The organism is Undibacterium cyanobacteriorum, assembly GCF_031326225.1.
Taxonomy (GTDB): Bacteria; Pseudomonadota; Gammaproteobacteria; order Burkholderiales; family Burkholderiaceae_D; genus Undibacterium; species Undibacterium cyanobacteriorum.
Map to the genome: position 1 here is coordinate 3,679,836 of NZ_CP133720.1, position 19,960 is coordinate 3,699,795.

Here is a 19,960-nt window from a genome sequence, read left to right on the forward strand (position 1 = left end):
CTCTGTAGTCACTTTCCCTCGTAAGGAGAAGCACATGCAGGCGTTTTACGATTTAAAGATTGCCACAAAATTGATCGTCGGCTTTGTAGGTGTCCTACTGCTAACGGCATTCCTTGGCTTGTTCTCAATATCTCAACTAGCAACCGTCAACCGCGCTGCAGACGAAATCGGTAACGATTGGATGCCGAGCGCGATTGAAGCGATGGGGATGAAGGAAAGTATCTCAAGGATGCGTTCCCAAGAAGCTCAATTGGCTACCGCAGACAATCCCGACGATGCCAAGAAGTACCAAGATCGCACTAATGAAGCGATAGAGCAGTTCAAGAAACATCACACGGCCTCTCTTAAATACGCCGATCAGCCCGGTGAAAAGCAGGTTTTAGACGATGCTTTGGCCGCTTTCAATGAGTACGTTCAAATCTCCAACAAGATTGGTAACCTAGCACGCGAAGGAAACAGCGCTGGCGCCGTCGCTTTACTTCGCACAGATTCATCCAAAGCAAACAAGAAAATCCGTGACCTCGTCGACAAAGTCGTTGATGATCACATCGCTGGTGGCAAACAAGCATTTGCAGAGAGTAGCGCCACCTACAAACGTGCACAAACATGGGTTATCGGCGTCATCATTGTGGCGATTCTGGTTGGTCTCACCCTCGCATTATGGTTGGCTAAAATCGTCTCTGCGCCATTGCAGGAAGCAGTGGAGTTGGCAGAATCCATCGCCCACGGCGATTTAACCAAGACAGTTGTACCAAGTAGCACATGTGAAATCGGCCAACTGACTCAAGCACTCGCAGAAATGAATGCTAGCTTGCTAAAGGTTGTCGGTGAAGTGCGCACTGGCACCGATCAAATTAACGATGCCGCAGCGGCGATTGCCAACGGCAATCTCGACCTATCACAACGTACCGAAGAGCAAGCCAGCTCCTTAGAAGAAACTGCCTCTTCAATGGAGGAAATCACTTCCACCATCAAGCACAACAGCGACAATGCGCGTCAGGCGAATATCTTGTCGCAATCAGCGACCGCTGTAGCAGAAAAAGGTGGCAGCGTCGTCTCTGAAGTCGTGACGACCATGAATTCCATTAATGAATCCTCACGTAAGATCGTCGACATTATTAGTGTGATCGATGGCATCGCCTTCCAAACCAATATTTTGGCTTTGAATGCGGCGGTGGAAGCGGCGCGTGCGGGTGAACAAGGCCGCGGCTTTGCCGTGGTGGCCTCCGAGGTGCGTAGCTTGGCGCAACGTTCTGCTAGCGCAGCGAAAGAAATTAAAGAATTGATTAATGACTCGGTCGAAAAGGTCAGCCAAGGTAGTCGACTGGTGGATACGGCAGGTAGCACCATGCAAGAAGTCGTCGAGAGCGTCAAACGAGTTAGCGACATGATTAGCGAAATCACGGCCGCCGGACAAGAACAAAGCTCGGGCGTCGATCAAATCAATAACGCCATCATGCAAATGGATAGCGTAACGCAACAAAATGCCGCTCTGGTGGAAGAAGCTGCTGCAGCAGCAGCGACGCTGCAAGAGCAGGCTGAAAATTTGGTCAAAGTGGTTAGCGTTTTCAAATTAGATCAAAGTCATTTCGCGACTAATCGACCAAGAGCCACCGCGAGACCAGCACCTAGCCCAGCACCAAGTCGCCGGAGTGCGCCACCTGCCGCAGCGCCTCGGATTAAGGCCACGCCAGCCAAAGCAAGCGCTCAGGAAACTCAGGACTGGGAAGAATTTTAATTCGAGATAAGATAAAGCAAAGCCGAGCTAGTCTCGGCTTTGTTGTCTCTGCCGCTTTATTTTCAAAATAAGCAAGGATTCGAAGATCATAAAAAAACGGTTCAGCAAGCTTTGTCGCGAATCTCGATTTAGTAGTTTTTGTCTAAATTTTTGAGACTGTCGTAATCATGCACAGACTTGTAGGTAATCCATTCTAAAGGGGGTTTTCCGGTTGACTTTTGGTGTCGGCTGTTGAATAGTACGGTCGTTCGTTTAATTTCTTTTTCGCATGTTTATGAGACCAAAAGCCGCATCAAACTTGCGCAAAAAAATAAATAAAACACGTAAATAAAACCGGACCAATTGCAGCGACACCATGACCATCACATCAAAGTTTTTGCGTAAAGGGGAAATGACCCGCGCAGCCATTTTGGAGACAGCGCTTGATAACGCCAGCCGTCATGGCTTGGAAGGCTTAACCATCGGTGTGTTGGCTGAAAAAATGAATATGAGTAAATCGGGTGTGTTCGCACATTTCGGTTCACGTGAAGATTTACAGATTGAAGTTTTGCGCTTGTATCACCATAACTTCGAACAAGAAATCTTCTACCCAAGTATGAAAGAAGCACGTGGTCTGCCTCGCTTACGTTCTATGTTTGCCTTGTGGATTGAACGTGTGACTAAAGAAATTGCTTCAGGCTGCATCTACATCAGTGGTGCGACTGAATATGATGATCGACAAGGTGTGATTCGTGACGAGTTAGTCGCCATGGTCGATGCTTGGCAAGGTGCGCTACGTCGTGCCACGGTGCAAGCGATCGAATTAGGACATTTGCGTCAGGATATCGATCCTGAACAAGTCGTGTATGAGATGTATGGTTTGATCTTGGCATTGCATCACGATGCTAGGTTCTTAAAGAAGTCAGGCAGTGTGGAGCGCGCCTTACGAGGATTCGAACGTGTCATTGAATCCTATGCTCCTAAGCCAAGTAACGCATAAATAAGTTCGTCAATAAAGTGTGGTCACGCTAGAACTGCACAGCAACACCAAATCTAATTCGTTTCTTAATAGTTCAATTTGTTTCAGGAGATTTATTATGGGTCAATACATCGCTCCCTTGCGTGACATGCAGTTCGTGATGCATGAATTGTTGTCAGTTGAAAGCGAACTCAAGCAATTACCGTCGTACCAAGAAATCGATGCTGACATCATCAACCAAGTCTTGGAAGAAGCCGGTAAGTTCTGCTCCGAAGTGATTTTCCCATTGAATCACTCTGGTGATCGCGAAGGCTGCCATCACGATAAAGCCACGCATACAGTCACCACTCCAAAAGGCTTTAAAGAAGCCTACAAACAATACGTTGAAGCCGGTTGGCCTGCGCTCTCCTGCGATCCAGAATACGGCGGCCAAGGCTTGCCACTGGTGATGAACAACTCCTTGTACGAAATGATGAACTCGGCCAACCAAGCATGGACCATGTACCCAGGTCTGTCGCATGGTGCCTACGAATGTTTGCATGAGCATGGTACTCCAGAACAGAAAGCGCAGTTCTTGCCTAAGCTGACTTCTGGCGAATGGACAGGCACCATGTGCTTGACTGAGCCACACTGCGGTACCGACCTTGGTATGCTGCGTTCCAAAGCGGAACCACAAGGCGATGGCACTTACAAAATCACTGGCGCGAAGATTTTCATCTCTGCCGGTGAACACGACTGCGCGGAAAACATCATTCACTTGGTACTAGCACGCTTGCCAGACGCACCTGAAGGTTCCAAAGGTATTTCTTTGTTCCTCGTACCAAAGTTCTTGGTCAATGCTGACGGCAGCTTAGGTGCACGTAACCCTATCTTCTGCGGCGCGATTGAAGAAAAAATGGGTATTCACGGCAACTCCACTTGCCAAATGAATTTGGATGGCGCGGTCGGTACTTTGATCGGTCAACCACACAAAGGTTTGAACGCGATGTTCGTGTTCATGAATGCAGCGCGTTTGGGCGTGGGTATGCAAGGTTTGGGCTTGACTGAAGTCGCTTACCAAAATGCCTTGATCTACGCTAAAGACCGGATTCAAATGCGCAGTCTGTCTGGTCCAAAAGCACCTGATAAGCCAGCCGATCCTATCATCGTTCACCCAGACGTGCGTCGTATGTTGTTGACTGCAAAAGCATGGGCTGAAGGTGGTCGTGCATTCTGCTCTTACGTTGCTTTGCAACTCGACAAAGAATTGAATCACCCAGACGAACAAGTCCGTAAGGATTGCGCTGACGAAGTCGCTTTATTGACACCAGTGATCAAAGCCTTCATCACGGATAACGCATGGACAGCGACTTCTGAGTGCTTGCAAGTCTACGGTGGCCACGGCTACATCGCTGAATGGGGCATGGAACAATATGTGCGCGACGCCCGTATTAACTTAATCTACGAAGGTACCAACACAGTTCAATCTTTGGATCTGTTGGGCCGTAAGATTTTGCAAGACAACGGTGCAAAGTTACGTAAATTCGGCGCCAAAGTACAAGCGTTTGTTGAAGAACACGGCACCGATGAAGCGATGTCTGAATTCATCACACCATTGGCTGAATTGGGCGATAAAGTCACTAAATTGACGATGGAAATCGGCATGAAAGCCTTCCAAAATCCTGATGAAGTGGGCGCCGCTGCGGTTCCTTACTTGCGCGTCGTTGGTCACTTGGTCTACAGCTACTTCTTCGCACAAATGGCGAAGATCGCTTTGGCAAAACAAGATTCAGACGACACCTTCTACAAAGCGAAATTGGCAACCATCCGTTTCTACTTCGCTCGCTTGTACCCAGAAACAGCAATGTGCATCCGCCAAGCTCGTTCTGGCGCAGCGAATTTGTTGTCGCTCGAAGCTGATCTATTTTAATTAGTTTTTAAGCCCCCTCTCCCGCATGCGGGAGAGGGGGGTGAGGATGCTTGAGATAGAACAAAATTTAGTTCCCTCGAAAATTCAAATAGCTCGAAGTGCGGCAACACAGAAATTGCTTTTGAATTGCTAAACCACCCTCACCCCTAACCCCTCTCCCGCACGCGGGAGAGGGGGAATAAGAAATGTAGATCAATCGTATTGAACTACCCCCAACCAAGTTTGAATTTCATGTAAAGGTTATCCAATGCCTAATTTCATCGTCAAGAAAGTCGCCGTCCTCGGCGCTGGTGTGATGGGAGCGCAAATTGCTGCGCACTGTGTCAATGCCAAAGTTCCTGTCGTTTTGTTCGACCTGCCAGCTAAAGAAGGTCCGAAAAACGGTATCGTTCTCAAAGCGATTGAGAACCTGAAAAAGCTCAACCCAGCGCCACTCGGCGACAAAGACGATGCAGCCTTGATCGAAGTCGCGAACTACGAAGACAATCTCGACGTTTTAGCTGGCTGCGATTTAATCATCGAAGCGATTGCAGAACGTATGGATTGGAAACATGATCTGTACAAAAAGGTTGCACCACACATTGCACCAAACGCGATCTTCGCTTCTAACACTTCCGGCTTGTCGATCACAGCTTTGTCTGAAGGCTTCGATGCAGAATTGAAAGCACGTTTCTGCGGGGTGCATTTCTTCAATCCACCTCGCTATATGCACTTGGTTGAATTGATCCCAACTGCAGCAACACGTTCTGACATCCTCGACCAACTCGAAGGTTTCTTGACCACGACTTTGGGTAAAGGCGTGGTTCACGCGAAAGACACACCGAACTTCATCGCCAATCGCGTTGGTATCTTCGGTATGCTGGCCACGATTTATCAAGCAGAACAATTTGGCTTGAGCGTTGACGTCGTCGATGATTTGACTGGTAAGAAATTGGGCCGTGCGTCGTCTGGAACTTTCCGTACAGCAGACGTAGTTGGTCTCGACACCATGGCGCACGTGATCAAAACCATGCAAGACAACTTGCAAGATGATCCTTTCTTCGCCGTCTACAAAACACCAGAAGTTTTGGCGAAATTGGTCGCTGCTGGTACCTTGGGTCAAAAATCGGGGGCTGGCTTCTACAAGAAAGTCGGCAAAGATATTCTGCGTTTAGATTTCGCCAGCGGTGAATACGTTCCAGGCGGCACCAAGGCAGATGACTTGGTCGGTCGCATCTTGAAGGAAAAAGATCCTGTCAAGAAGATGAAATCTTTGCGTGAGTCGACCAATAAACAAGCGCAATTCTTGTGGTCCATCTTCCGTGACGCATTCCACTACATCGCGATTCACGGTGCAACGATTGCGGACAATGCACGCGATATCGACTTCGCCATGCGTTGGGGCTTTGGCTGGAATGTCGGTCCATTCGAAACATGGCAAGCTTCTGGTTGGCAGCAAGTAGCAACTTGGGTCAAGGAAGATATCGATGCAGGTAAAGCTCTGTGCGCAACACCATTGCCAGCGTGGGTATTTGAAGGCCCAGTGGCAGACAAAGGCGGCGTGCATACATCAGAAGGTTCTTGGTCTATCAGCCGCAGTACCTTCGTTCCACGTTCGAACTTGGCAGTCTACGATCGTCAAGCATTCCGCGCTCCTGTCTTGGGCGCTGGTGCAGAAACAGGCGCAACCGCTGGCGTTACCTTCTTCGAAGATGATTCTGTCCGTATCTGGCATCAGAACGATGATGTCTTGATCTTGTCCTTCAAGACCAAGATGCATGTGATTGGCCCAGGCGTGGTCGCTGGTATGGAAAAGGCGATTGCGGAAGCTGAGAAGAACTTCAAAGGCTTGGTCATCTGGCATGCCGACGCAGCGGAAGGCGGTGCTTTCTCTGCTGGTGCAGATTTGCAAGCGATGTTGCCATTGTTTATGTCTGGCGGCGTGAAAGCGATCGAACCAGCCGTATCACAACTGCAAAACGCACACCAAGCATTGAAATACGCCAATATTCCTGTGGTGGCGGCGGTCGCTGGCTTGGCACTCGGTGGTGGTTGCGAGTTGATGATGCACGCAGCAAAACGCGTTGTAGCGCTCGAATCGTACATCGGCTTGGTAGAAGTTGGCGTGGGCTTGGTTCCAGGCGGCGGTGGCTTGAAAGAAGCTGCTGTACGTGCAGCCAAAGATGCGAAAGGTACTGACATCTTGCAATTCTTGAAGGGCTACTTCATGAATGCAGCGACAGCGAATGTATCGAAGTCTGCTTTGGAAGCACAGAAAATGGGCTACCTCGGTCAAGACGACGTTATCGTTTTCAATGCCTTCGAATTGCTGCACGTCGCAAAAGTCGAAGCACGTGCCATGTTCGACGCAGGCTATCGTGCGCCGATGCGCAAGTTGGTGCCTGTGACAGGCCGTCACGGTATCGCAACAATCGGCGCGCAATTGATCAATATGCGTGATGGTGGCTTCATCTCTGCACATGACTTCAAACTCGGCAAGATGATTGCGGAAGTCGTTTGCGGTGGCGATATCGACAATGGCAGCATGGTCAGCGAACAATGGTTGCTCGACATGGAACGCAAAGCGTTTATGGAATTGTTGAACCATCCAAAAACACAAGAGCGCATCATGGGCATGATGCAAACTGGCAAACCAGTACGTAACTAATTCATCGAGGAATCGACAATGACTACTCAATTACAAGACGCATACATCGTTGCGGCAACTCGTTCTCCTATTGGTAAATCCGGACGCGGCTTTTTCCGCAATACTCGTCCAGATGACTTGCTGGTTGGTGTATTGAAATCTGCTTTGGCACAGGTGCCAAATCTCGATCCAAAATTGATCGAAGACGCGATTGTTGGCTGCTCCTTCCCAGAAGGCGCACAAGGTTTGAACTTGGCACGTATGAGCGTGCTGTTGGCAGGTTTGCCAAACACCATCGGTGGTGTAACGATTAACCGTTACTGCGCTTCCGGTATCACGGCAGTGGCGATGGCAGCGGATCGCATTCGCGTTGGCCAAGCCGATGTCATGATCGCGGCGGGTGTGGAATCGATGTCCATGGTGCCGATGATGGGCAACAACCCATCGATGAACATGGCGATTCTCAAAGATGAAAATGCCGGTATCGCTTACGGCATGGGTTTGACGGCAGAGAAAGTCGCGGCGCAATGGAAAATCAGCCGTGAAGCGCAAGATGCCTTCGCTTTGCAATCCCATCAACGTGCATTGGCTGCGCAAGCGGCTGGCCATTTTGATGCCGAGACCACGCCATTCGAAATCATCGATCGCGTACCGAATTTGGCAACTGGTGAAATCGAACTCAAAACACGTACCGTGAACCGCGACGAAGGTGCACGTCCAGATACTTCTTTGGAAGGTTTGGCGAAACTGAAAGCCGTTTTTGCTGCCAAAGGTTCTGTGACAGCAGGTAACAGCTCACAAACTTCTGATGGCGCAGGTGCTTTGATTTTGGTGAGCGAAAAGATCTTGAAGCAATTCAACCTGACACCATTGGCACGCTTTGCGTCCTTCGCTGTACGCGGCGTTCCACCAGAAATCATGGGTATTGGTCCGAAAGAAGCGATCCCTGCAGCATGTAAAGCAGCGGGCATCACACAAGACCAAATCGACTGGTTCGAATTGAACGAAGCGTTTGCTGCACAATCTTTGGCAGTGGTTCAAGACCTCGGTCTCGATCCAGCGAAAGTGAATCCTATGGGCGGTGCGATCGCCTTGGGTCACCCATTGGGCGCAACTGGTGCGATTCGTTCTGCAACGACGATCCATGCTTTGCATCGTAATAATTTGAAGTACGGTATGGTGACGATGTGTGTGGGGACGGGTATGGGTGCAGCAGGCATCTTCGAACGCCTCTAAATCCAATTCTAGGGCGCCGCAGGTTGTTGCGAATGCTCGCAATATTTCAATATTGCTGTGCTTCGCGCCTACTGCGGCATCCCTATAATTAAATTTAGCCGGTTGTTACGAGTTTATCGGGCGAGCTAAATTTTGTAGGGCTGGTGAAACCCGCGCCGCCGGAAATTTGGATGACTTTGATAGCGGGGGTTGCCCCGCCCTACGAGCTTGTAAGAAAGATGGTTTTACTATCGAAGCCCTTGCACGAAACTAAACCGCACATCCAAAACTGTGCGGTTTTTTTACGGAGTCTGAATGAGCACGATTGAAACGACGACCTTGATTGCGAAAGATGGTACCGAGCTGGTGGGGCGCAAGTATTCGCCTGAGCGTGCGGCGCGTGCGGTGGTGTTGATTCCTGCGGCAATGGGAGTGAAGCAGCAGTTTTATGCGCCTTTTGCGGAATTCTTGTGCGAGCATGGATTTGCCGTGTTGAGCTTCGACTATCGTGGCATGGGCGAGTCTTTGGATGCGCGTTTTAGCGAGTCCTTGCGCGGCTTTAAAGCGGATATTAGCGATTGGGCGGAACTCGACTATAACTCAGCCTTGCATGCGGCGAAGGCTTGGCATCCTGAACTCCCTTTATTGGTGATCGGCCATTCGCTCGGCGGTCAACTTGCTGGTTTGCTGCCCGATAATCATTTAATCGATGGTCTGCTGACGATTGGTTCTGGCACTGGCTACTGGCGCCACAATGCGCCGCCGACCAAACGGATGGTGTGGTTGCTGTGGTATGTTTTAGTGCCGCTTTACACCAGCATCTGTGGCTATTTTCCGGGCAAGAAATTGCGCAAAGTGGGCAATCTTCCTAAAGGCGTGATTTACCAATGGTCGCGCTGGTGCAAAGATCCGCGCTATTTCGTCGATGAAGATGGAAGGGCCATGCGCACCTATCATCAACAATTCACTGCGCCGATCCTGAGCCTCAGCTTCACCGATGACGAGATGATGGGCAGGAAAAATATCGACGGCCTGCATGACTATTTCAATCGAGCACCCATCGAGCGGCATTACATTAAGCCCAGTGATGTCCAGGCTAAACGCATCGGTCACTTCGGCTTTTTTAGACGGGAATTTCAAAACAGTTTATGGCAGCAGGCTTTACAATGGCTGGGCCAGCAAAGTATTAAAGTATAAAAGCAAAAAGAACAAGCATTAACAACCCTTACCAACCATCAACAGCACACCACAACCCACTAAAAACCGAACGAGAATAGAGACATCATGGAAATTCTGACCCAGATTAATGACGGCATTTTGACCATTAACTTCAATCGCCCAGAAAAGAAAAATGCAATCACCTTCGGCATGTATCAAGCCATGGCAGATGCACTGAACGCCTCGAACGACGACAAAAACGTCAGCGTAGTCGTCATTACTGGCAAACCAGAAATCTTCACGGCAGGGAATGATCTCGAAGACTTCATGAAAAATGCGGCGAGCTTAGCCTCATCTGATATGCCACCGGTCTATCAATTTATGCACGCCTTGAACGATGCGCAAAAACCAGTGATCGCTGCGGTGTCTGGCAATGCAGTTGGTATCGGTACCACCTTATTGATGCATTGCGATTTGGTGTATGCCGCCGACAATGCAAAATTCTCTATGCCCTTCACTCAGCTCGGTCTGTGTCCAGAATTCGCCTCCAGCATGGTCTTGCCACAAATCGCAGGTTACCAACGCGCTGCCGAAAAACTCTTGTTAGGCGAAGCTTTCAGCGCGCAAGAAGCGCATGAAATGGGCTTGGTCAATAAAGTCTTGCCACTCGAAGAATTGCTGCCTTACGCTGAAAAACAAGCGGCTAAAATCGCCGCTTTGCCAGCGAAATCGATACGCCTCACCAAGTCTTTGATGAAAGCAAATCAACCGCAAGCAATTCGTGACAAGATGAATGAAGAGAACGCTCACTTTGGCGCGATGTTATCGCAACCCGAAGCACGCGAAGCGATGATGGCATTCTTCCAAAAGCGTAAGCCAGATTTCAAACAGTTCAACTAAGCTCAGTTCACATGCTGTGGTGACTCTACCGGAGTCGCCACTTCCCATTGCTTTTCTTTTCGCACTGTGTTTGACACGAACACCTTCGTCAACAGTAGTATCAAGACCTCAGCTTCTCCGTAAGGCCAGCATCCAGCTTGACAGCAAGGGCGATTTCATCGATCTTCACTGAATTGACCTTCGACAGATATTCGCCAGTTATGGATCCACGCACTGCCTTCATTCTCACCACCGCTTTCGCTTTGTTAAATGGCGGAGTTCTCGGTCTCATGCATCGCGGTCTTTCGCGTCAAATTCGTCCTTCTGCGGTCGATTGGCGGATTGGCACCTTGATCGCTGCAGGGGGTGTTTTGTTGCTCGCCGTTCAAACCCCGGATTCAGCGTGGCTGTTACTCCCAGTTGGGAATACCTTCGTGTTCATGGGTTTCGCCTTGTATTGGCGCTCCGTACGTCGCTTCGATCACCTTCCCGATACTGCGTGGATTTTCCTTCCCACTCTTGTCGGCGCTGTCGCTTTGACTTGGTTCACTCTGGTAACGCCCTTGCTGTGGGTGCGTGTTTGTATCACTACGGTCGTTTGGAATACGATGATCGCAGGATCTAGTTATAGTTTACTTAAACATCGACAATTCAAACACGAAATTGGCCGTGTTTGTCTGGCAGGCATCTTCCTCATTTTGATGTGTTTCATGACGGGGCGTGCGATCTACTTCGCCCTCTATCTACGCGATGTACAGACCATCGTTTCCAACGAACATTTCATCAATATTCTCACACCAATGAGTACTGCAGTGTTACCAGTAATCGGTACCACAGCCTTCTTAATGATGTGCTCGGAACGCTTACGTGGCGAATTGGCGGCACGCGCGATTGAACTTGACCAAAAAAATGCCGACCTCAAGCAAGCTATTCTGGCCCGCGAAGATGCCGAGCGCATCGCTCGCCATGATCTCAAGACACCGTTGGCCAGTATCGCCGCAGCCCCAGCCCTATTGCGCGGAAACACTGGTAATCAAGAAGAGTTACTGCAAATGATTGAAGGCTCAGCACGACGCGCTCTGAACATGGTCAACCTCTCGCTCGATCTATATCGGATGGAGAAAGGGCAATATCCGCTACATCCCGAACCAACTGACCTCAAAGCCGTGTTGAACACTGTACTCGATGACTTGCACGTACACGCGCTCGCCAAACATTTACAAATTAAGGTCTCTGAACATGGGGCAGTAAGGTTGGCTTTTGCCGAAGCAGCGCTATGTTATTCCTGCATTGCCAACTTAATCAAGAATGCCATTGAGGCTGCCAGCGAGCGATCAACTGTCGCTATCGACATCGAATATGCGCAGCTGATCACGTTGAAGATCCATAATGACACAGCAGTACCTGAAGAATTACGTCACTGTTTCTTCGACAAATATGCAACGCTCGGTAAAGAAGGTGGCAGCGGTCTCGGCACCTACTCGTCTCGATTGCTGGCGCAAGTGCAAAAAGGTGACCTCACGATGCACACTTCCGAACAAGAAGGCACAACTCTGTGCCTAAGCCTTCCCGTGTACGCGGGTTCGGCGGACAGTGTCAACTCACCACTTCCCATCGCTACACCTTTGCAAACATCGATCGAAACATCAGAACTGAGTAAGGACAAACTCCACATATTGATGGTCGATGATGACCTGTATAACACCAAAGTAGTCGCACACCAATTGCAGCGTTTTGGCATTAGTCTCAGCACGGCACTGAATGGAAAATACGGATGGCAAGCCTGTCTAGAGCGACGTCCTGATTTGATTTTAATGGATATCGAAATGCCTATCATGAATGGCATCGATGCCTTGCAAGCGATCCGAAGCATGCAAAAAATCAGAAACCAAACACCGAGCTTGATCGTTGCCTTTTCCTCTGATGATGGTATTCACAGCCATGAACGCTTTTTAAAAATGGGCTTTGATTATTGCTTGAGTAAGCCCGCGAGTGCCTCCGACTTGCTGGCATTGATTGAGAAATTGCCCCCACCCTCGCCACCATCACAGCAATGGGACGAGGTACGAATGCCGGTCGAGCTCTTGCCCGATCTTGAGGCTTTTCTCACTTCTCGTATCACGCTGATCAATGATCTCGAAAAGGCGATGGAAATGCATGACCATGCGAACCAACGTCGCATTTCTCACAAATTGTCAGGAAGTTTCGCCATGTATGGCTTCAATTGGGCCGCTCAACACTGTAAACTGATTGAAACCCAAGACCTCGCCCATGATCGCAAGCAAAATCAAATAGATGAACTCATGCGACATCTAAGTGAGGTTGCAATCATCGAAGACACAAAACCTGAAGGTGCACCATCGCGTCCGGCCATATCAGGCGCTTAATCACGAAGAAAGGCATAGCCATGTCCACCCAACGCATTCTCGCTATCGACGATGATGAAATGGTCTTAAATTATCTCCAGCGCATGCTCGGTCAACAGTATCAATTGATACTTTGCAGTGAATCGCAAGTTGCGGCACAAATCGCGCAAGCTGAATTGCCAGACCTCATCCTGTGCGATATCGATATGCCCGAAATGGATGGTGGTTCGGTATTAGCCAAACTTGCAGACGATCCACGTACCGCTAAGATTCCTTTCGTCTATTTAACCTCAATGGTTTCACCCAGCGAAGTTGCCGCACTGGACGGTGTTGTCGGCGGTCGCCCAGGAATTTCGAAACGTGCCAGCGTGGCCGAAATGGTTGCGGCGATTCAAGCGAATCTGGGTCAGTAAGAAGAAAGTAAGCTGCCATCAACTTGTCATAAATCATCTGCATACTATCAGAATTAAAATTCAGGGTTGAAATTCTGAGATCACTTTCGGAGATCTATTTCGCCCTCGATTCCCCTGATTGAATCCATGTCGTGCTCTTGTAAATCCGGCATCGCCATAGACTAAGTCGCTATGCTAGAGTGCTAACTTCATTTCCTACAATCTACAAAGTTATGAGCCCAGTTTCTTTCAAACGGCGCCTTCTCGGTGCCAGCATCAGTGCAGCCATCTGTGCGGCCCTCATTCAGCCTTATGCGCATGCCGCTACCACGGTCAAAGAAATACCACCGACAAAACCCAAACTTGTAGTGGTGCTCGTTGTCGATGGCCTGCCGCAAGAACAAATTCAGCGTTACCGCGACCAATTTGGTGAAGGTGGCTTTAAGCGTCTACTTACTCAAGGTGCATGGTATAGCGATGCTCATCAAGCGCATGGAGTGACCCTCACTGCGGTGGGACATTCGGCGGTACTCACTGGTGCCTATCCTTACCAACACGGCATTATCGGCAATAACTGGATTGATCCAACGACACTAGCAAACGTCTACTGTACTGAAGATAGTCGTTACACCTATCTCGGCGAAGATACGAAAGCCGGTGACGGTACTTCGCCTGCCAATCTCAAGGTGAATACGGTTGGTGATGAACTTCGCTACGCTACCGGAAAACAATCAAAAGTCATCACCGTTTCTGGTAAAGACCGCGGTGCGATTTTATTAGCGGGCAAAACTGGCACTGCCTACATGATGATGAAGAAATCAGGCAACTTCGCCAGCAGCACCTACTACATGCAATCTTATCCAGCATGGCGTGAACAGTACGTCGCTGGCAAACCACAAGACAAATATTATGGTCAGCGGTGGAACTTGCTACTTGATGAAAAAGCCTACGCCAACGATGCCAATGACAGCGTAATTATCCCGGGCGCACCGAAGGCCAACGATCGCTTGCCGATGATCTATGCCAGCTCTTCCGGCAAACCCGATCCCGAATACTACGAAAGTCTGTTCACAGGTCCATTCGTCGATGAAATGACCTTGGAATTTGCGAAAGCTGCCGTCGATGGTGAAAAACTCGGTGCGAATCCTGCAGGCGTTCCCGATATTCTCGGTGTCAGCCTGTCTAGCCATGATTACGTCAATCATCGCTGGGGACCAGAAAGTCGCATGTCACATGATCATCTCCAACGACTTGATCGTATGCTGGCGAAGTTCTTTGACTATCTCGATAAGAAAGTCGGCCTCGACAATAGCTTAGTCTTGCTCACTGCGGACCATGGTTTTCCTAACACCCCAGAGTTCGCACGTGATCATCAACTTGATGCCGCCCGAATTGATGGAAAAGAATTGGTCAATGCCCTCAATCTCCATCTGCAAAACAAATTTGGCATCGACAAACTCGTCAAAAAGTTATCTGCACCGACCGTTCTGCTCGATTATGCCAAGTTAGAAACCAAAGGCTTAAAGCGTGAAGATCTCGAAAATGCAGTGGCCCAATTTGTATTGAAATATCCCGGTATCGCTGATGCCTATACCCGTACTCAACTTGAAAGTGGCAATGTCCCGAATAACCGCATTGCGAAGCTGATGCAACGTGGCTGGAACCGTCAGGTCTCTGGTGATGTGATGATCGTGTTGAAACCGTATTGGTATTTCGGTAGCGACGATCATGGTACTTCACATGGTTCACCGTATCGCTACGACACCAATGTGCCGCTCATGATCATGGGAAAACCATGGATCAAACCGGGCAACTACGGACACTATGCTGAGGTAGTCGATATTGCACCAACCTTGGCGCACCTATTGCGAGTACGTTCACCAGCGGGAACTGAAGGTCGAGTACTTGTAGAAGCTTTAAAGTAAGACGGAAGTTGCAATAGGCAAAACCAAGCGCCCCCAAAAAAGCCGGAAGTGAACACAATCACCTCCGGCTTTTTTACGTCTCTGTTCGATCTCTTTTTCGGAATTCTTTTCTATCTCTTCGCTCGAACTTAATTAGCCCCTTAACTGCGAACCACTCTGGATTTAAAAGGCCACATCAAGAAACGGAACACTAAACGGACAAAGATCAACGTCAGGATGGCTTCGACGAAAGTCATGACGAAAGCAACAAACGCATTCCAACGTTCTGCACGTCGGCCATACTTCGCAAACATGCGATCACGTGCAATCTCAATACTGTCGTAGAACGTCGGCACCACCAGCAAAGTCAACAGTGTTGAAGTGATCGTGCCACCGATAATCGCAATTGCCAACGGACGATAGAATTCACCACCCTCGCCTACACCAATCGCCACAGGCAACATACCTGCAATCAATGCGAAAGTCGTCATCAAAATCGGACGCAAACGCATGCGACCAGCATACATTAAAGCTTCTTCTCTATCATGACCTTCGGCTTCACGCGCTCTTGCGCAATCGAGCAACAAGATTGCATTCTTTGCCACCAAGCCCATCAACATGATAATGCCGATAAAACTCATGAGATTCAATGTGCCGCCTGTGACCAATAAGGCGATCACCACACCAATCAAACTCAAAGGCAAGGACAACATCACGGCACCCGGTGCAGTAAATGAACCAAACTGCATTACCAAGATGAGATACATCAAACCAATCCCCATTACCAAGGCGATCGTCATTTCCGTGAACAACTCTTGTTGATTCTTCGCCGAACCTGCCAATTCGATACCGTAGCCGTTAGGGAAGTTAATCGACTTCGCTATTTTCAAGGCTTCCGATGTCACTTCACCTGGCGAACGTCCTTGCACGTTCGCCGAAACCGCGATCATACGCTTTCCATCGGCATGCTCTATCCGTGCAGGACCTTTGCCCATACTGATATCCGCAATCTGCTCCAAAGGCACCATCTTATCGGTGCCCGTCACGGCGATCGGCAAAGTTTCGATATTGTCGGCACTTACACGATCAGCAGGGTCTAAACGGACTGAAACGTCGCGCGTTTCTCCGGTTGGGTCAACCCAATCACCGACCTCAACACCAGCAAAGGCCACGCGTAAAGCGGTTGCCGCATCACTGACTGAGATCCCTAACGAGTTGGCCAGGCCACGATTCAATTCGATTTGTAATTCGTCTTTAGGATCTTGCTCAGACAAACCGACATCGACCGCGCCAGGGACCTTACGCAACTTCTCCATGAAGTCGCTTGTAATTTCCATTAACTTACGCGAGTCTTCGCCAGAGAAACGAATTTGCACGGGCTTGCCGCCGCCATTATTCAAATCGTCTTGCACCACATACTCGGCACCGACCAAGGTGCCAACCAAGGCGCGCAAGCTGACGGCAACTTCAGCGGCAGAACGTTTGCGCTCTGTGCTCTTACCGATGTCGACATACACACGACCACCAGTGATATTAACGCTCGAATTCGTCGCCACTGTTTCGGGCAAAGTGCGCGCCAATTCCGCCGCTTTCTCCACTTTCAAACGCGAGTACTCCAAGCTCGAACTAGAAGGCGTACGAATATTGATCATCAAGTTGCCACTATCGGACGCAGGCAAGAAACTGGTTCCACCAAATTTCACGTGTAAAGCAATCGCCCCAACAAAGCTCGCCATCGCAATCACAGCCATCCAACGACGATGATGCAGCGCCCAAGCGATCACATTACCGTAGCTCTCCGCCTTGCTATCGAACCACTTATTAAATCTCTCGAGAGTCAGACTGATGCCAGTCTTCGGCGCATGGTGATGCCCAGGTGGATCGCCCCAGAAAGCTGACAACATAGGATCAAGCGTGAATGAAATAAACAAACTCACGGCCACCGAACTCGTCACCGTCAACGCAAACGGACGGAACCATTCTCCAGAGACACCTGGCATGAAGGCCACTGGAATAAATACGGCCATAATCGAGAAGGTCGTTGCAGCCACCGCTAAACCAATTTCTGCTGTACCGTTCAAAGCCGCAGTGCGGCGATCCGAACCCTTCTCCATGTGACGCACAATATTTTCACGTACTACAATGGCGTCGTCGATCAAAACCCCGATGGCTAAGGACAAGCCGAGCAGTGTCATGAAGTTCAGCGTAAAGCCGCATAACCAGACCGCGATGAAAGCAGCGATCACCGAGGTCGGCAAACTCAAGGCGGTAATCAAAGTCGAACGCCAAGAATTCAAAAAGACGTAGACCACAAAAATCGTCAACACCGCGCCAAAGATCAATGCCTCAATCACGTTGTTCAAGTTCTTTTGGGCATTCTTACCGCCGTCCTGTGTGATTTCTAGCTTGGTGCCTTCAGGCAGCGTCTTATTAATTTCGTCGACTTGTTTGCGCACACGATTGGCGACCGTCACTGTTGATGCATCGCGCGACTTCATCACCATCAAACCAACGTTAGGATTACCATTGCGCACGCTGAAACCATTGATTTCGGCGAAGCCATCTTGAATCGTCGCCACTTGCGCTAAGCGAATCACTTCAGCGCCGCGACGTTTGACGACAATTTGTTCGAACTCCACAGGTGACTCTAAACGACCGACCAAACGAATACTTTTCTCGTCCATCACACCACGCACTTTACCCACTGGCGCTGTCGCATTCTGGGTTCGCAAAGCATTGACAACTTCCGTCACCGATACATTGAACTCACGAAGTTTTTGCGCCTTAAGTAGAACGCTCAATTCCCGTTTCAGAGAACCGTTCACGCCGACGGTGGCCACGCCATCAATGGCGCGGAAACGATCAGATAAATCATCTTCGGCTAAACGTGAGATCTCTGCGTGCGTTTTGGTTTTGGAAGATAAAGCCATTTGCATGATCGGCTGATCATTGGGATCACGCCGCTCGATAATCGGCTCACGCATTTCAGTCGGCAATTTGTAACGCACGGCAGCAATCGCATTACGCACATCATCCGATGCTTCGATCATATTGCGATCAAAATTGAAGCGCAGCTGGAAGTAGGCACTACCTTCACTGGCTGTCGCATTGAGTTGCGTCACGCCGGAAATACTTTGGAGCGACTTCTCGATACGATTCACAATTTCGCGCTCGACCGTCTCTGGAGACGCACCAGGATACGGCACAGAAACACCCAATACTGGTTCTTGTACATTGGGGATTTCATTCACACGCAGTTTGGACAAGGCGAGCAAACCGACACACATCAAAACAATGATGATGACTATGGTCGCTACCGGCCTTTTAATACTAAAGTCTGATAGAAACATATTATTTTCCTGTCGCAGATGCGGATGGAGTGTTTGCTGAAGAGCTAGAGCTTGCACCTGCAGCAGCTGATGCGCTCACAGCAGCATTTGTTGTCGATGCAGAAGTCGCTCCTGCGGATGGGATCATCACCACTTTCGATCCATCTTTAAAAGTGGACATCGGTTGACGCAGCACTTTGTCGCCAGCTTTGAGTCCCGACAACACGGCATAATCACCGCGTCGTACATCACGCTCACCGACTGTGATCTGCAAACGCTTCAACAAGCCATCTTGCAAAGCCCACACAAAAGTCTTATCACCGTCGCGCACCAATGCCCCGCTCATGACCGTCAGAGCTTGGCTGCTTCCTGCCTCGATGCGACCCTCAGCATATAAACCGGACACCTTAGGCTGACTAGAACCAACGAAGTCCACTAGAACCTCAACTTGGCGCGTGGTCGCATTCGCCGCTGGATCAACGCGACGCACTTTGCCAACGAATTGCTGGTCGTAGCCATTGATACGGAAACTCACCGACTGCCCCGCTTTGACGACATTGACCGATTCCGCAGAAACCAAGCCTTGGAAACGCAAACTGGTCGGATCGATGACCTTCATGATCTCTTTACCGATTTGGGCGGTGTCGCCGTTCGACACTTTACGTTCACTGACAATGCCATCAAAAGGCGCGCGAATTTCGGTCCGTTGCACTTGCTGACGCGCGGCAACCACACGGGCTTTGGCAGCGACTAATTCGCTTTGGGCATTATTGCGACGGATCTCTGCATCTTCTAAAGCCTGCATTGAAGTCATACCGGAGGCACGCAAGGTCTTCAGGCGTTCCAATTGACGCTCAGCTTGATCGAGCGTTTGTTGGGCCGCACGCGCTGCTTGTTCACTCGATGCCAATTGATCGCGGAAGCTAGTGTCGTCTAGACGTGCCAGTAGGTCACCTTTGCGTACGACCTCACCGTTTTCACGCATGACCTGCATCACGATGGCAGAAACTTCAGCGCGCAGGTCGGCTTTACGTTCGGGCTGGATTGAACCGGTAATCACGGGCCCAGAAGCCAAGGCATTGTTTTCGATAGTGAAGTAATCTTCTTTTGTCACTTGCACAGTCACTTGTGCTGAAGCACTGGCGCTGGCGGACTGATTTGCGCCCTTCTTGCATGCGCTCACACTAAGACACAATGCGAGAATGAGTAGACTAGGTCGCAACATAATAAAATCTCCCTTAGATGAATCGAGCTTTGAACGCGTTACCATACGTAAAGTTCCTACATTTGTCACGAAGTGGCGACGAATTTACGGCTTGGAGGAACGAACTTACGAAAACGTGCTTTTTCAGTTTTTGCTGAGCGCCTTCAAAGCACTACATAAATAATCAAAATAGCTAATTAAAAAAATATTAAATCTTGTACTGCTAATGCTGTTTCAATTGCTGCTTCGATTGAAATTAGCCCCGCTTCCACTTATACTGCG

The 19,960-nt window shown here is 49.5% G+C and carries 12 protein-coding genes; 10 read left to right on the top strand and 2 right to left on the bottom strand.

Going from position 1 to position 19,960, the window contains the following annotated elements:
• Window positions 1-34 precede the first annotated feature (34 nt).
• The 10 genes from RF679_RS15335 to RF679_RS15380 all read left to right on the top strand — a co-directional run bounded on the left by RF679_RS15335 (window position 35) and on the right by RF679_RS15380 (window position 15,166).
• Entirely contained in the window at window positions 35-1,738 is a 1,704-nt protein-coding gene (locus RF679_RS15335) for a methyl-accepting chemotaxis protein (RefSeq protein WP_309481498.1), read from the top strand.
• Between the two features lie 355 nt (window positions 1,739-2,093).
• Entirely contained in the window at window positions 2,094-2,717 is a 624-nt protein-coding gene (locus RF679_RS15340) for a TetR/AcrR family transcriptional regulator (RefSeq protein ID WP_309481499.1), read from the top strand.
• A 97-nt stretch (window positions 2,718-2,814) separates the two neighbouring features.
• The gene (locus tag RF679_RS15345; protein ID WP_309481500.1) at window positions 2,815-4,605 is read left to right on the top strand and encodes an acyl-CoA dehydrogenase C-terminal domain-containing protein; all 1,791 of its coding nucleotides are present in this window, start codon (window positions 2,815-2,817) and stop codon (window positions 4,603-4,605) included.
• Window positions 4,606-4,852: 247 nt separating this feature from the next.
• On the top strand, window positions 4,853-7,252 hold the full coding sequence (locus RF679_RS15350; protein WP_309481501.1) for a 3-hydroxyacyl-CoA dehydrogenase/enoyl-CoA hydratase family protein: 2,400 nt from the start codon (window positions 4,853-4,855) through the stop codon (window positions 7,250-7,252).
• Between the two features lie 18 nt (window positions 7,253-7,270).
• On the top strand, window positions 7,271-8,467 hold the full coding sequence (locus tag RF679_RS15355) for an acetyl-CoA C-acyltransferase (protein ID WP_309481502.1): 1,197 nt from the start codon (window positions 7,271-7,273) through the stop codon (window positions 8,465-8,467).
• A 294-nt stretch (window positions 8,468-8,761) separates the two neighbouring features.
• A complete protein-coding gene (locus RF679_RS15360) occupies window positions 8,762-9,643 on the top strand; it encodes an alpha/beta hydrolase family protein (RefSeq protein ID WP_309481503.1) in 882 nt (293 codons plus the stop codon).
• 87 nt (window positions 9,644-9,730) lie between these two features.
• Window positions 9,731-10,504 (top strand): enoyl-CoA hydratase, encoded by a 774-nt coding sequence (locus RF679_RS15365; RefSeq protein ID WP_309481504.1) that lies wholly within the window; start codon window positions 9,731-9,733, stop codon window positions 10,502-10,504.
• A 200-nt stretch (window positions 10,505-10,704) separates the two neighbouring features.
• Entirely contained in the window at window positions 10,705-12,870 is a 2,166-nt protein-coding gene (locus RF679_RS15370; protein WP_309481505.1) for an ATP-binding response regulator, read from the top strand.
• 20 nt (window positions 12,871-12,890) lie between these two features.
• The gene (locus RF679_RS15375) at window positions 12,891-13,262 is read left to right on the top strand and encodes a response regulator (RefSeq protein ID WP_309481506.1); all 372 of its coding nucleotides are present in this window, start codon (window positions 12,891-12,893) and stop codon (window positions 13,260-13,262) included.
• 212 nt (window positions 13,263-13,474) lie between these two features.
• The gene (locus tag RF679_RS15380; protein ID WP_309481507.1) at window positions 13,475-15,166 is read left to right on the top strand and encodes an alkaline phosphatase family protein; all 1,692 of its coding nucleotides are present in this window, start codon (window positions 13,475-13,477) and stop codon (window positions 15,164-15,166) included.
• Between the two features lie 140 nt (window positions 15,167-15,306).
• On the opposite strand, the gene RF679_RS15385 is transcribed toward RF679_RS15380, so the two are convergent.
• Both RF679_RS15385 and RF679_RS15390 read right to left on the bottom strand, forming a co-directional pair.
• Window positions 15,307-18,495, bottom strand: coding sequence for an efflux RND transporter permease subunit (locus RF679_RS15385; protein WP_309481508.1), 3,189 nt, complete (start codon window positions 18,493-18,495; stop codon window positions 15,307-15,309).
• Between the two features lies 1 nt (window position 18,496).
• Window positions 18,497-19,699: an efflux RND transporter periplasmic adaptor subunit gene (locus tag RF679_RS15390; protein ID WP_309481509.1), complete on the bottom strand. Its 1,203-nt coding sequence runs from the start codon at window positions 19,697-19,699 to the stop codon at window positions 18,497-18,499.
• Window positions 19,700-19,960: the final 261 nt, after the last annotated feature.